Raw genomic sequence first — 13,264 nt, forward strand, 5'->3', positions numbered from 1 at the left:
CCAATATAAGCGAAGACGAGCTCAATTTTGATATATGAAAAATAAATGCAAAACCCTTTAATTAATCAGATTAAGGGTTTTGCCCTTTTTTGTTATTGGAGTCGAATCAAGCACAGAACGTACATGAATAAAATATGAAATAAGAGCCACAGGCAAGGATTTTGCTGTTTACCTACAATTCAATTCTGTGATAAAATATGTAGAAGTGATTTTGATGTATTGAGCTGTCTGGCTTTATTATTTGTATGCGTTTTTCATATTATTTGTTAATCAAAGCTAGATTAATATGTGAAAGAAACACACCAATAGCTCAATTATACTAAAGCATTAAATGTAGTTACTATACATTTATATATGACACCTGTGTTCAAAAAATCAGTCCAGTTAGACTGGTTTATTTTTTGATAAATTTTAGATTAATGTTAAAAGGAAGTTAACATAAATGGAAGATTACAACCAAAACTATCTTTTAAGTTTGCAATATTATGACAGTCCAATAGACGCATTACGTAGCATTGCTGAAAAGAACAAAGTACCTATTATCGATCAATTATCATTAGATTTGATTAAACAATTGATTCGAATTCACAATTCTAAACAAATATTAGAAATAGGGAGTGCTATTGGCTATAGTGCTATGCAATTTGCTTCTGTTAATTCAGATATTCAAGTTACAACAATTGAGCGTAACGAAGCCATGATACAAGAAGCAAAAGCAAACATTGAAAATTTAGGGTACCAGTCTCAAATTCAATTGATTGAAGCAGATGCCGCAGACGCATTGGAACTTGTAAATGATCGAATCTATGACATGATTTTTATAGATGCAGCGAAAGCGCAATCGCAACGATTTTTTGAGCTTTATAGTCCACTGCTTCGTGAAAAAGGTGTTATTATAACAGATAATGTTTTATATCATGGTTTTGTTGCCAATATTGATGTAGTAAAGAGTCGAAATGTTAAACAAATGGTTAAAAAAGTACAAAAATATAATGCATGGTTGAGTCAAAGAGAAGACTACTCAACCAACTTTGTTCACATGGATGATGGTTTAGCCATTTCAATAAAGGAGAGTAAAAATGACTGAATTATTAGTGACGCCGAAATCAATCGAACATATAAAGACACTTATTGAAAAAGGGGCAGACGCATTCGTAATTGGAGAAGAAAAATTTGGCTTGCGTCTTGCCGGTGAATTTAATCGTGATGCGATGCGTGAAGCAGTCAATCTCATTCATGCGGCAGGGAAAAAAGCATATGCAGCTGTGAATGGCATTTTCCATAATTATCATATTCCTGCACTTGAAGATTATATTGAATTTTTGCATGAAATTAGAGTTGATCGTATTATTTTCGGTGATCCTGCTGTCGTGATGATTGTCAAACAGCAAGCCGAACCAATCCCTTTGAACTGGAATGCAGAAACATTGGTTACGAACCATTTTCAATGTAACTATTGGGGGAAAAGAGGCGCTAAAAGAGCCGTATTAGCTAGAGAATTGAGTCTTGAAGAAATTATCAATATTAAGGAAAATAGTGATGTTGAAATAGAAGTGCAGGTTCACGGGATGACATGTATGTTCCAATCTAAGCGTATGCTTTTAGGTAATTATTACACATTCCAAGAGAGACAAATGAAAATAGAGCGCCAAAATATCGCAGATGATGTGCAACTTCTACTTTACGATGAAGAGCGTGAGAATAAGTACCCTGTTTTTGAGGATTACAATGGTACACATATTATGTCACCGAACGATATTTGTTTAATCGAAGAATTAGAACCACTTTTTGAAGCAGGCATTGATAGTTTTAAAATTGATGGTGTGTTGCATGATGAAGCCTATATCAATACTGTGACGCAACAATATCGAGAAGCTATTGATTTATACAACGAAGATCCAGAAGCGTATGATGATGAAAAATTTATGCTTGTAGAGCCAATTGAGGAAATTCAGCCTGAGCACCGACCATTTGATGAAGGTTTTTATTACAAGCAAACAGTCTACTAATTTATGGGAGAGATTAAAGATGAAGGTACTTGAAGAAGTTAAATCAGGTTCAAAACCTAAATTAAAAAAACCTGAATTACTTGCTCCAGCTGGTAATCTAGAAAAATTAAAAATTGCAATTCACTATGGTGCAGATGCTGTTTTTATAGGTGGCCAAGAATATGGTTTGCGTTCAAATGCTGATAATTTTACGATCGATGAAATTCGTGAAGGTGTTGAATTTGCAAATCAATACGGGGCAAAAGTTTATATTACAACTAATATTATTGCTCATGACGAAAATATAGAAGGTCTTGAAGAATATTTACAACAACTTGAATCAACAGGTGCAACAGGTATCATTGTAGCTGATCCACTCATTATAGAAACATGTAAAAGTGTGGCACCAAAACTAGAAATCCATCTTTCAACACAACAATCATTAAGTAATTATAAAGCTGTTGAATACTGGAAAGAAGAGGGCTTAGATCGTGTCGTATTAGCCCGTGAGACAGGTGCAATGGAAATGAAAGAGATTAAGGATAAAGTTGATATTGAAATCGAAGCCTTTATTCATGGTGCTATGTGTATCGCTTATTCAGGTCGATGTACATTAAGCAATCACATGACTGCACGTGATTCCAATCGCGGTGGATGTTGTCAAAGTTGTCGTTGGGATTACGATTTGTTGACTGTCGATCAAGACGGTGAATTAGATGTTTATTATGATGAAAAAGGACAAGCAACACCTTTTGCAATGAGTCCAAGAGATTTAAAATTGATTGAATCGATTCCCAATATGATGGACTTAGGTATTGATTCATTAAAAATTGAAGGTAGAATGAAGTCGATTCATTATATAGCGACTGTTGTTTCTGTATATAGAAAAGTTATTGATGCTTACGCGGAAGATCCAGAGAATTTCAAAATAAAACCGGAATGGCTTTTTGAACTAGATAAGTGTGCTAACCGTGATACTGCACCAGCATTCTTTAAAGGAACACCGGGTTATGAAGAGCAAATGTTCGGTAATGAATCTTCTAAAAAAGCACCTTTTGATTTCGTTGGGCTAGTTCTTGATTATGATGAAAAAAGTCAAATTGCTACAATCCAACAAAGAAATCACTTTAAGCCAGGTCAAGAAATTGAATTTTTCGGTCCGGAAATTCAAACTTTTTCACAAATTATAGATAAAATCTATGATGAAGAAGGTAATGAACTTGATGCTGCACGTCATCCATTACAAATTATACAAATTAAAGTAGACCAGCCAATTTATCCTAACAACATGATGAGAAAGGAAGTTTAAAGCATGGCAACAACGATAATCGGTATTGCTGGAGGATCAGGTTCAGGAAAAACTTCTGTGACAAACGAAATAATGAACAATTTAGAGGGCCACAGTGTTGCACTGATGGAACAAGATTACTATTATAAAGATCAGTCACATCTCACTTTTGACCAGCGATTACAAACAAATTATGATCATCCATTTGCATTTGATAATGATTTATTAATTCAAAATTTAAAAGCTTTACAGTCGGGACACAGTGTTGAAGTACCGACTTATGACTATACGAAGCATACACGTAGTGATAAAACAATTGCATTTCAACCTAAAGATGTTATTATCGTAGAAGGTATATTTGCGCTTGAAAACAAAGAACTACGTGATATGATGGATGTGAAAATTTTTGTCGACACGGATGCGGATTTGAGAATTTTACGTCGCTTAATTAGAGATACTGAAGAACGAGGACGTACGATGAATTCTGTAATCGAGCAATATCTCAATGTCGTGAGACCAATGCATAATCAGTTTATTGAGCCGACGAAAAAGTTTGCTGATATCATTATACCTGAAGGTGGTTCTAATAAAGTTGCGATTGATATCATGACAACGAAAATTCAAGCGCTCGTTCGTAAACAAGATTAAATACATGTAAAAGGAAGATGTAAAATGGAAAACCAAAAACAATATCCAATGACGCAAGAAGGATTTGAAAAGTTAGAACAAGAACTCGAAGAATTAAAAACGGTAAAACGTCCTGAAGTCGTTGAAAAAATCAAAGTTGCGCGTAGTTTTGGTGATTTATCTGAGAACTCTGAGTACGATGCAGCTAAAGACGAACAAGGTTTTATCGAACAAGATATTCAACGTATTGAGACAATGCTTCGTCATGCTTTGATTATTGAAGATACAGGCGATAACCATGCTGTACAAATTGGTAAAACTGTAACTTTTGTTGAACTTCCTGGGGATGAAGAAGAAAGCTACCAAATTGTAGGATCTGCGGAATCAGATGCATTTAATGGTAAAATTTCTAACGAATCTCCAATGGCGCAAGCTTTAATTGGTAAGCAATTAAATGAAGAAGTACGCGTTCCTCTTCCAAATGGTGGAGAAATGAACGTTAAAATTATAGATATTAAATAAACTTAGATGAATGTAATAAGTAGGACATTGGCATCTAAGTTGCTCTTTTAGAATTTTGAAGTGAACCAATGTCCTCAATCTCACCTTAGTGATTTATTTACATAAATTTGTTTTTTTGATTCGGTGTATGGTTTAATCACCGTTTCTTTTTTTGAATTAAAAACTTTAAAAATAACTTTATTTAATTAAATTTGAATAACAACGTTTCGTAGCTATTTGTTAATACAACGCTTCATTGCGATGGACTTTTACAAAATGATAAAATGGGAATTATGTAAGGGTTTTTATAAAGGGGGGCTACAATTGAATTTTCGTCAAATCAGTGAGCAATCGTTCATGATTTATTTTAAATCCGAAATAAGTGAAGATGTCTTTGAAAATGTTAATTTTGTGGTTGATTATCTTCGTTCAAAAAACCATCCATATATACAAGAAGTTGTGCCGTCTTATCGAGCAATTTTAGTTTATTTTGATGGTATCCGTATTACTTTTGAAACATTAATTGAAGAACTTAAACTCAATCAACTGGATTATAATCATGAACATAACGCACAAGGGCAGCGTAGAATTATTAATTTACCTGTGCTATATGGAGGGAAATGGGGACCTGACATTGACGTCGTTGCTGCCCATAACCAATTGTCAATAGAGCAAGTAATTCAATATCATACTGAAGCATTTTATCTCGTTTATATGATTGGCTTTATGCCAGGCTTTCCGTTTTTAGGAGGATTGAACAAGAAGCTCCATACTCCGAGAAAAGAAGAGCCAAGAATTAAAATAAAAGCGGGATCAGTCGGTATTGCAAATAATCAAACAGGTCTGTATCCTTCAGATTCTCCCGGTGGGTGGCAAATTATAGGAAGAACACCTATTGATGTTTTTAATCCCCATAGGGATCCTAAAATATTGTATAAACCTGGAGATAAAATAAAATTTTATTCCATTAATGAGGAAAAATTCCTGCATGTACAAAAATATGTACAAAAAAATCAGCTAGATTATGATGAATGGGTGATGATTGAAGATGTCGATTAAAATATTAAAGCCCGGATTATTTACCACAGTTCAAGATATGGGACGTTATAGTCATCAGTTTGAAGGGTATTCACCTGCTGGTGTATTAGATAGGCCGAGTTATGAAATATTAAATACTTTATTAGAAACGGAAAACCAACCCGCAATTGAAGTGACAATGATTGGACCTAAAATCAAGTTTTTAAGAAGAAATTTAATTGCATTAACAGGAGCACAATTTTCAGCTACTTTAAATAACGAACCTATTCCTCACCAAACAGTAATTAAGGTAGAAAAGGGCGACGTACTCGATGTAGGAAAAGTAGAAAAAGGAATGCGAGGCTATATCGGGTTTGCTGAAATATTAGATATCCCAAAAGTCGAAGGGAGCTATTCTACACATACTCGGACACGAATTGGTGGCTATAAAGGGCGTCAATTAAAGGAAAATGATATTTTGAAAACCATGCCAGGTAGTATAGATCTCAGTTTAATCGGGCGTTCAAGTGATTACTCTAGTTTTAATAAAGCAAGACACTTACCGATCGGCATCATGGATGGACCACAACTTGAATCTTTTACAAGACGAACAATTAAGGAGATTGAGCAATTTGAATTCAAAATTTCGGAAAGTTCAGACCGGATGGGCTATCGTTTAAAAGGGCAATCGATTCAACCCTTCCAAAGCGCCGATATTATTTCTGAACCTGTTGCATTAGGTAGTGTTCAAGTGCCTAAAGATGGCAATCCAATTATTTTATTAAATGACAGACAGACGGTTGGCGGGTACACAAAAATTGGTACTGTCATTGATTGTGACATCGTTGATATTGCACAAAAACAACCTGGAGAAACAATAAAATTTGAATGGATTACATTTAATGAAGCTAACGAAATTTTAGCAAGAAAGCGACGTAAGCTTGATGACGCAAAAGCTAAAATTCGTAAACAACCGCAACGTTTCTTAAAAAACATTCGACCTACACAGCAAAAAATTAAAACTGTTCTTAAAGGAGATCAATTACCATGGATTTAAAACAAATCGAACAAACATTAAACTTGTTAAATCATTACGGCGCGAAACACTTTAAATATAAAGATGATGATATTGAACTTGAATTGGACTTGTTTACTAATACTAACGGTCAATCAACTGAACAATTTGACGCTTCTCCATTACAAGTAGCTCAAAACACAAATGAGAATGTACAAAAGCAAGAAGAAAATGAATCAAAAGCGATTCGCTCACAAATGATAGGAACATTCTATTTGCAAGATGAAAAAGAATTAACTAAACCCGTTATTAAAGTTGGCGACAAAGTCAATAAAGGAGACATTATCGGCTACATTGAAGCGATGAAAGTTATGAATGAAGTTACTGCTGATGAGGATGGAGAAATCCAAGAAATTTTAATTGGCCACGGTGAGAATGTCGAATTTAATCAAGCAATTGTAACTTTAAAATAATGGGGGTGAAAGCATGTATCGTGTATTAGTTGCAAATAGAGGAGAAATAGCGGTGCGTATTATAAGAGCGCTTAGAGAAATGGGGATGGAGTCTGTCGCGATTTATGCCGTTGGTGATGAAGATAGTTTGCATGTGAAACTCGCTGATGACGCCGTCTGCATCGGGCAGCCTAATCCACTTGATAGTTATTTGCATATTCGTAAAATCTTGTCAGCCGCAGAAGTTACAAATGCAAATGCAATTCATCCGGGCTATGGCTTCTTATCTGAAAGCCCAGTTTTTGCTGAAAAAGTAGAAAGCGAAGGCCTCTATTTTATTGGCCCTACTAAAGAAACAATGAAATTAATGGGAGATAAAATTACTGCGAGACAAACCGTTGACCAAGCAGGCGTGCCAGTCATTCCTGGTTCAAAATCGTCTGTAGAAGATATTGAAGAAATTGAAAAACTTGCAGAAGAAATTGGTTATCCACTTGTTATTAAAGCGGCAAGTGGTGGAGGCGGTAAAGGTATTCGTATTGTTAAAGACGAATCTCAATTAGAACGCGCATTTAAAGAAGCCAAAAGCGAAGGTAATAAATATTTTAACGATGATCGTGTTTATGTTGAGGCATTTATCCCTGTAGCAAAACATGTTGAAGTTCAAGTTTTGGGTGATGGACAAGGACAATATATCCATTTAGGCGAGAGAGATTGCTCTGTACAAAGAAAAAACCAAAAACTGATTGAAGAGTCGCCATGTAGCGCTTTAAGTGATGAAAAAAGAGAAAAGATTTGTAATGATGCTGTCAAAGTAGCTCAAGCTGCTCAATATAGAAGTGCAGGAACGATTGAGTTTCTTGTTACGGAGGATGCTTATTACTTTATTGAAATGAATGCACGTATTCAAGTCGAGCATACAGTGACTGAAATGCGTACGGATATTGATCTAGTTCGCCAACAATTATTAATAATGAAGAACGGTCAACTCGATTTAAATCAGGAAGATATTTCGTTTAAAGGCCATGTCATAGAAGCAAGAATTAACGCTGAAGATCCTGAAAAAGGGTTCCGTCCGACACCGGGTACAGTTCAACGCCTTCATTTCCCTCATGGCTTCAATATACGAGTTGACTCGCTTTTATACAGCGGTTATACTGTATCTTCATATTACGATTCACTTGTAGCTAAAGTCATAGTCAAAGGTGAATCTAGACAACATGCGATTGAAAAATTAAAAGTAACATTAGATGAACTCGTTATAGATGGTTTTAGTACGACTGCAGACTTTTTATATGCATTACTTTCGTATCCGCCATATTTTGAAGGAGATGCAAAAGAAGTAGATATTAAATTTTTAGACCGACATAACATATTTAAGGAGGTCACTGAAAATGAAAATTGATTTAAACTGTGATTTAGGTGAAAGCTTTGGTAATTACAAAATTGGTAACGATCAATCTGTCATACCTTTAATTACATCTGCAAATATTGCATGTGGCTTTCATGCGGGTGATGAAAATGTTATGGCTGAAACAGTTAAACTTGCCAAACAAAATCATGTAGGTATCGGTGCACATCCAGGTTTTCCTGACTTGCAGGGTTTTGGTCGTCGAAACTTAGACATGTCATTAAAGGAAATTTTTAATATGGTGGTCTATCAAGTTGGTGCCTTAAAAACTTTTTGCGACATTCAAGGCGTCAAACTTAATCATGTGAAACCACATGGGGCTTTATATCAAATGGCTTCTAGAAATGCAGACATCGCAAAGGCGATTGCTTCTGCAATCCATCAAATAGACCCAAAATTATATTTAATGGGGCTCTCTAATTCTATTTTGATTGAGGAGGGAAGAAAGCAAGGATTAAATGTGGCTTCTGAAGTTTTTGCCGATCGTAGATATGAGAATGACGGCCAATTAGTCAGTCGTAAAAAGGAAGGCGCCGTTATCGAAGATTCACATGAGGCTATTGAACAAGTTTTACAAATGGTTAAAGAAGGTACTGTTAAAACGATTTCAGGTGAAATAATAGATATCAAAGCAGATACTATTTGTGTTCACGGGGATGGTGCTCATGCACTGGATTTCGTTAAACAAATTCGATCGCATCTCTCAGATGAAAATGTTGATATCAGTACATTAGGGGGTTAATAAATGAATAAAGATCCAAATCAAATTGAGAATAATGAAAGTTTTCAATTCACAAAAACACATAAGAGACTGTTGTTAGGCTCTGTATTTTTAATGGCTACTTCTGCAATTGGGCCTGCCTTTTTAACGCAAACTGCTGTATTTACACAACAATTTATGGCGAGTTTCGCTTTTGCAATATTGCTCTCTATCATTATAGATATTGGTGCACAAATTAATATTTGGCGTATCCTTGTTGTGACTGGTTATCGTGGCCAAGAAATTGCGAATGAAGTTATTAAAGGATTAGGAACTTTCATCTCAATATTAATTGCTATAGGGGGATTAGCATTTAATATTGGAAACATTGCTGGTGCTGGATTAGGACTTAATGCTATTTTTGGACTCGATGTTAGAGTAGGCTCAGCGGTTACAGCTGCCATCGCGATATTAGTGTTTATCTCAAAAAATGGTCAAAAGATTATGGACGTTGTGACAATGATATTAGGTGTCGTGATGATTGCGACTGTTGCATATGTCATGGTGCAGTCTCATCCGCCTTATCTTGATGCAGCAAAACATATGATTTTACCTGAAAATCCTTCGTCACTCGTATTACCTATCATTACATTGGTCGGGGGTACCGTTGGGGGATATATTACATTTGCTGGTGCGCATCGAATATTAGATGCAGGTATTAAAGGAGAAAATTATTTACCTTTTGTGAACCGTTCGGCAATAACAGGTATCCTCACAACAGGTGTGATGAGAGCGCTCTTGTTTTTAGCTGTTTTAGGTGTCGTGGTTACTGGTGTGACATTGAATCCAGATAATCCACCAGCTTCAGTTTTCGAACATGCAGTAGGACCGATTGGAAAAAATATTTTCGGTGTCGTTCTCTTTGCTGCTGCGATGTCATCTGTTATTGGATCTGCATATACAAGTACAACTTTCATAAAAACATTACATCATAAAATTAAAACTTATGATAACTATGTTGTTGTAGCCTTCATAGTTATTTCTACTTTGATATTCTTATTTATTGGTAAACCTGTAAAATTACTGATTATTGCAGGTGCACTTAATGGATTAATTCTTCCAATTGTATTGGGAACAATTTTGATTGCTTCAAAAAATAAACGAATCGTAGGTGACTATAAACACCCAACTTGGATGCTTATATTTGGGATTGTAGCAGTTGTCGTTACCATTTTTACAGGATTTTTCTCTTTACAAGGTTTAGCAGCTTTATGGAATCAATAAGATTGGATTTAAAATCTGAGGTTATAAGAAAATGTTTCAAAATTAGGATGCGATGATTTTAATACAATCTTTGCAAACAAGTGTTAACAGGATGACAAATGTCACCCTGTTTTTTTATATATTTATGTTCAAACAGTCCTACTCATCTTTGCCGGGGCGGGACGACGAAATCTTTTCGATTTCTGTCCCGCGTGATAAGTTTTCAGTCATCCATAAAAGCGCAGTAGATGAGTGGACGCTTCTTCGCTTTCAAGCTCGAACAGTCCTACTCATCCTTGCCGGGGCGGGACGACGAAATCTTTTCGATTTCTGTCCCGCTCCCATTTTTTATTATGAAGTTGTAGGTCTAAGTGTGATAAAATAGCAAAGGTAAGGTATCGGATGTGTGAGGATAGTTAGGGTGTTGTATTTTATAGATGTGTATTTCTTGTTTTGAATTAATGGCACTTTACTAGATACAATGATGAGAATTGTGTAAACTATTCGACATCCTAAATTTATAAGCAACTTAAACTTTTATAATTAAAATTATACCTTTTATCGATTAAATAGTAATAATTCAACATGTGTAACAGGAGGAAATATTATGATTGGTATTATTGGTGCTATGGAAGAAGAAATAGAAATTTTAAAATCTCAGATGGTGGAATTAGAAGAGATCAAAATCGCACACACGGTTTTCTATAAAGGCTTATTAAATGGCAAAGAAATTATTTTAACACAAAGCGGAATTGGTAAAGTCAATGTCGCTATCTCAACAGCATTATTAATCAACGAATTTAAACCAGCGTATATTATAAATACTGGATCTGCAGGTGCACTTCAGCCTGGCTTGTCATTAGGGGATGTCGTCATTAGTTCGGAAGTGGCATATCACGATGCTGATGCACGCGCTTTCGGATATGAAATAGGGCAAATACCTGGTATGCCTGCAACGTACAAAGCGGACCAAGAATTATTTAAAAAAGTAGATAAAGTATTAAAATCTTTAAGTCAAAATGGTAAAGAAGGCCTCATTGTATCTGGAGATAGCTTTATTGGTACTAGCGCGCAACGTCAAACAATTTTAGCTTCATTCCCACATGCTTTAGCAGCTGAAATGGAGGCTGCAGCCATCGCTCAAACGTGTTTCCAATTTAATACGCCATTTATCATCACACGCGCAATATCTGATTTAGCGGATGAAGAAGCTGGGATGACTTTTGAAGCATTTTTAAAAGTAGCCTCACAGTCTTCAAGCAAAATGGTCAGTGAATTAGTCAAAGAATTATAAACAAAGCGCTTTTAAGAAGATATTGTGTTATAATACTACGAATGAAGTATTTTAAAATGGAGGATTATAATGGGTATTATCAAGCGATTATTTTTGCCTAACCAATATGTCAAATCAATTCATGAAATCGACTTTGACCAATTACACGCATTAAACATTAAAGGTGTCATTACAGATTTAGACAATACATTAGTAGGTTGGGATGAAGCAGATCCCACACCTAAAGTTCAGGAATGGTTTAAAGGCCTTGAAGATAGAAACATGAAAGTAACGATTGTTTCTAATAATAATGAAAAAAGAGTGAAATCTTTTTGCCAAAACTTAAATGTAGATTATATTTTTAAAGCTAAAAAGCCACGTGGAAAATCTCTAAGACGTGCAACACATCAAATGGGGTTAGAGAAAGATACGGTCGTAGTCATTGGAGATCAAATGTTAACAGATGTATTTGGTGGAAATCGCAGTGGTTTATATACAATTATGGTTGTCCCAGTTAAAAATTCAGATGGATTTATCACTAAGTTTAACCGGCTATTAGAGAGACGCTTATTAAATCATTTTAAGCGAAAAGGTTATATTAAATGGGAGGAATCTTAATTGACTGAAACTTTAAAGTGTATCGGTTGTGGTGCAGTCCTACAATCGACTGACCCTCAAAAACCTGGTTACGTCCCAAAAGCAAGCATGGGAAAAGAAGACGTCATTTGTCGACGTTGTTTCCGCTTAAAGAACTACAATGAGGTTCAAGATGTCGGTATGGACAGTGATGATTTTCTTGAATTATTGAATAGCCTATCGAACAAACCTGGGATTGTAGTTAATTTGGTAGATGTGTTTGATTTTGAAGGTTCGTTTATTAATGCAATTAAAAGAATTGTAGGAAATAAAAAAATTATTTTAGCAGCGAATAAAGTTGATTTATTACCAAAACAAATTAATAAGCGTCGTGTAACGGAGTGGTTACGAAAATCTGCTAAAAATTATGGCTTATATCCTGAAGATGTATGTCTCATTTCTGCACATAAAGGGTTCGGTATTGATGAACTTCTCCAAACGATTGAAAAGCATCGTGACGGGCAAGATGTGTATATTGTTGGCACAACAAATGTCGGGAAATCGACATTGATTAATCGCTTAATAGAACAAAGCGTAGGAGAAAAAGATGTTGTCACAACATCTAAAGTACCAGGTACAACACTTGATATGATAGATATCCCAATTGATGATCAAAGTGACATGTATGATACACCAGGTATTATACAGGCACATCAAATGACACATTTTGTAACAACAAAAGAGCTCAATATCATTATGCCTAAAAAAGAAATTAAACAGCGCGTTTATCAACTCAATGAATTACAAAGCTTGTTTATTGGAGGGTTGGCTCGTGTCGATTATTTAAAAGGAGGAAAACGACCTCTAGTTTGTTATTTTTCTAATGAGCTTCACATCCACAGAACTAAGCTAGAAAAAGCTGATCAATTATGGAAAACTCAACTTGGTTCACTATTAACACCACCGTCCCAACCTCAAGACTTTAATTTTGAACAACTCAATACGATTCATTTGAATACAGGAAATGAGAAAAAAGACATCATGATTTCTGGTTTAGGCTTCGTTACCGTTGACGCTGGTGCAGAGTTAGATGTGACGGTTCCTAAAAATGTTGAAGTAACATTAAGACCTTCCATTATGTAAGGAGTGAGCA

14 protein-coding genes are annotated in these 13,264 nt (G+C 35.3%); all 14 read left to right on the forward strand.

Annotation, left to right across the window (positions count from 1 at the left end):
• Positions 1-442: 442 nt before the first annotated feature.
• The 14 genes from CD118_RS05830 (at position 443) to yqeH (ending at position 13,254) form a co-directional block, all read left to right on the forward strand.
• Positions 443-1,087: an O-methyltransferase gene (locus tag CD118_RS05830; RefSeq protein WP_103356383.1), complete on the forward strand. Its 645-nt coding sequence runs from the start codon at positions 443-445 to the stop codon at positions 1,085-1,087.
• A complete protein-coding gene (locus tag CD118_RS05835; RefSeq protein ID WP_060829816.1) occupies positions 1,080-2,009 on the forward strand; it encodes a peptidase U32 family protein in 930 nt (309 codons plus the stop codon). The genes CD118_RS05830 and CD118_RS05835 overlap by 8 nt, the downstream gene beginning before the upstream one ends.
• Positions 2,010-2,028: 19 nt before the next feature.
• Positions 2,029-3,297 carry a peptidase U32 family protein gene (locus CD118_RS05840; protein WP_060829817.1) on the forward strand — a complete coding sequence of 423 codons (1,269 nt, stop codon included), beginning with the start codon at positions 2,029-2,031 and terminating at the stop codon, positions 3,295-3,297.
• A gap of 3 nt (positions 3,298-3,300) precedes the next feature.
• Positions 3,301-3,924 (forward strand): uridine kinase, encoded by a 624-nt coding sequence (gene udk, locus CD118_RS05845; protein ID WP_060829818.1) that lies wholly within the window; start codon positions 3,301-3,303, stop codon positions 3,922-3,924.
• 24 nt (positions 3,925-3,948) lie between these two features.
• Positions 3,949-4,425, forward strand: coding sequence for a transcription elongation factor GreA (gene greA / locus CD118_RS05850; protein WP_016425242.1), 477 nt, complete (start codon positions 3,949-3,951; stop codon positions 4,423-4,425).
• A 303-nt stretch (positions 4,426-4,728) separates the two neighbouring features.
• Positions 4,729-5,463, forward strand: coding sequence for a 5-oxoprolinase subunit PxpB (gene pxpB / locus CD118_RS05855; RefSeq protein ID WP_060829819.1), 735 nt, complete (start codon positions 4,729-4,731; stop codon positions 5,461-5,463).
• A complete protein-coding gene (locus CD118_RS05860) occupies positions 5,453-6,478 on the forward strand; it encodes a 5-oxoprolinase subunit C family protein (RefSeq protein WP_103356384.1) in 1,026 nt (341 codons plus the stop codon). Before pxpB ends, CD118_RS05860 begins: the two co-directional genes overlap by 11 nt.
• A complete protein-coding gene (locus CD118_RS05865; RefSeq protein WP_060829821.1) occupies positions 6,469-6,909 on the forward strand; it encodes an acetyl-CoA carboxylase biotin carboxyl carrier protein in 441 nt (146 codons plus the stop codon). The genes CD118_RS05860 and CD118_RS05865 overlap by 10 nt, the downstream gene beginning before the upstream one ends.
• A 13-nt stretch (positions 6,910-6,922) precedes the next feature.
• Positions 6,923-8,293, forward strand: coding sequence for an acetyl-CoA carboxylase biotin carboxylase subunit (locus CD118_RS05870; RefSeq protein WP_060829822.1), 1,371 nt, complete (start codon positions 6,923-6,925; stop codon positions 8,291-8,293).
• Positions 8,283-9,041, forward strand: coding sequence for a 5-oxoprolinase subunit PxpA (pxpA, locus tag CD118_RS05875; protein WP_060829823.1), 759 nt, complete (start codon positions 8,283-8,285; stop codon positions 9,039-9,041). The genes CD118_RS05870 and pxpA overlap by 11 nt, the downstream gene beginning before the upstream one ends.
• A gap of 3 nt (positions 9,042-9,044) precedes the next feature.
• Positions 9,045-10,283, forward strand: a complete 1,239-nt coding sequence (locus CD118_RS05880; RefSeq protein ID WP_050330762.1) for an NRAMP family divalent metal transporter — start codon at positions 9,045-9,047, stop codon at positions 10,281-10,283.
• A 586-nt stretch (positions 10,284-10,869) separates the two neighbouring features.
• Positions 10,870-11,556 (forward strand): 5'-methylthioadenosine/adenosylhomocysteine nucleosidase, encoded by a 687-nt coding sequence (locus CD118_RS05890; protein WP_050345559.1) that lies wholly within the window; start codon positions 10,870-10,872, stop codon positions 11,554-11,556.
• A 69-nt stretch (positions 11,557-11,625) separates the two neighbouring features.
• A complete protein-coding gene (locus tag CD118_RS05895; RefSeq protein WP_050330765.1) occupies positions 11,626-12,153 on the forward strand; it encodes a YqeG family HAD IIIA-type phosphatase in 528 nt (175 codons plus the stop codon).
• Positions 12,154-13,254 (forward strand): ribosome biogenesis GTPase YqeH, encoded by a 1,101-nt coding sequence (yqeH, locus tag CD118_RS05900; protein ID WP_060829825.1) that lies wholly within the window; start codon positions 12,154-12,156, stop codon positions 13,252-13,254.
• Positions 13,255-13,264: the final 10 nt, after the last annotated feature.

Origin of the sequence: Staphylococcus coagulans, from assembly GCF_002901995.1 — a bacterium.
Lineage (GTDB): Bacteria > Bacillota > Bacilli > Staphylococcales > Staphylococcaceae > Staphylococcus > Staphylococcus coagulans.

Coding starts and splice junctions, on each gene's coding strand:
- CD118_RS05895 (WP_050330765.1), top strand. CDS start 11,626: ATGGGTATTATCAAGCGATTATTTTTGCCTAACCAATATGTCAAATCA.
- CD118_RS05840 (WP_060829817.1), top strand. CDS start 2,029: ATGAAGGTACTTGAAGAAGTTAAATCAGGTTCAAAACCTAAATTAAAA.
- CD118_RS05830 (WP_103356383.1), top strand. CDS start 443: ATGGAAGATTACAACCAAAACTATCTTTTAAGTTTGCAATATTATGAC.
- CD118_RS05835 (WP_060829816.1), top strand. CDS start 1,080: ATGACTGAATTATTAGTGACGCCGAAATCAATCGAACATATAAAGACA.
- CD118_RS05870 (WP_060829822.1), top strand. CDS start 6,923: ATGTATCGTGTATTAGTTGCAAATAGAGGAGAAATAGCGGTGCGTATT.
- greA (WP_016425242.1), top strand. CDS start 3,949: ATGGAAAACCAAAAACAATATCCAATGACGCAAGAAGGATTTGAAAAG.
- CD118_RS05865 (WP_060829821.1), top strand. CDS start 6,469: ATGGATTTAAAACAAATCGAACAAACATTAAACTTGTTAAATCATTAC.
- CD118_RS05880 (WP_050330762.1), top strand. CDS start 9,045: ATGAATAAAGATCCAAATCAAATTGAGAATAATGAAAGTTTTCAATTC.
- CD118_RS05860 (WP_103356384.1), top strand. CDS start 5,453: ATGTCGATTAAAATATTAAAGCCCGGATTATTTACCACAGTTCAAGAT.
- CD118_RS05890 (WP_050345559.1), top strand. CDS start 10,870: ATGATTGGTATTATTGGTGCTATGGAAGAAGAAATAGAAATTTTAAAA.
- pxpA (WP_060829823.1), top strand. CDS start 8,283: ATGAAAATTGATTTAAACTGTGATTTAGGTGAAAGCTTTGGTAATTAC.
- udk (WP_060829818.1), top strand. CDS start 3,301: ATGGCAACAACGATAATCGGTATTGCTGGAGGATCAGGTTCAGGAAAA.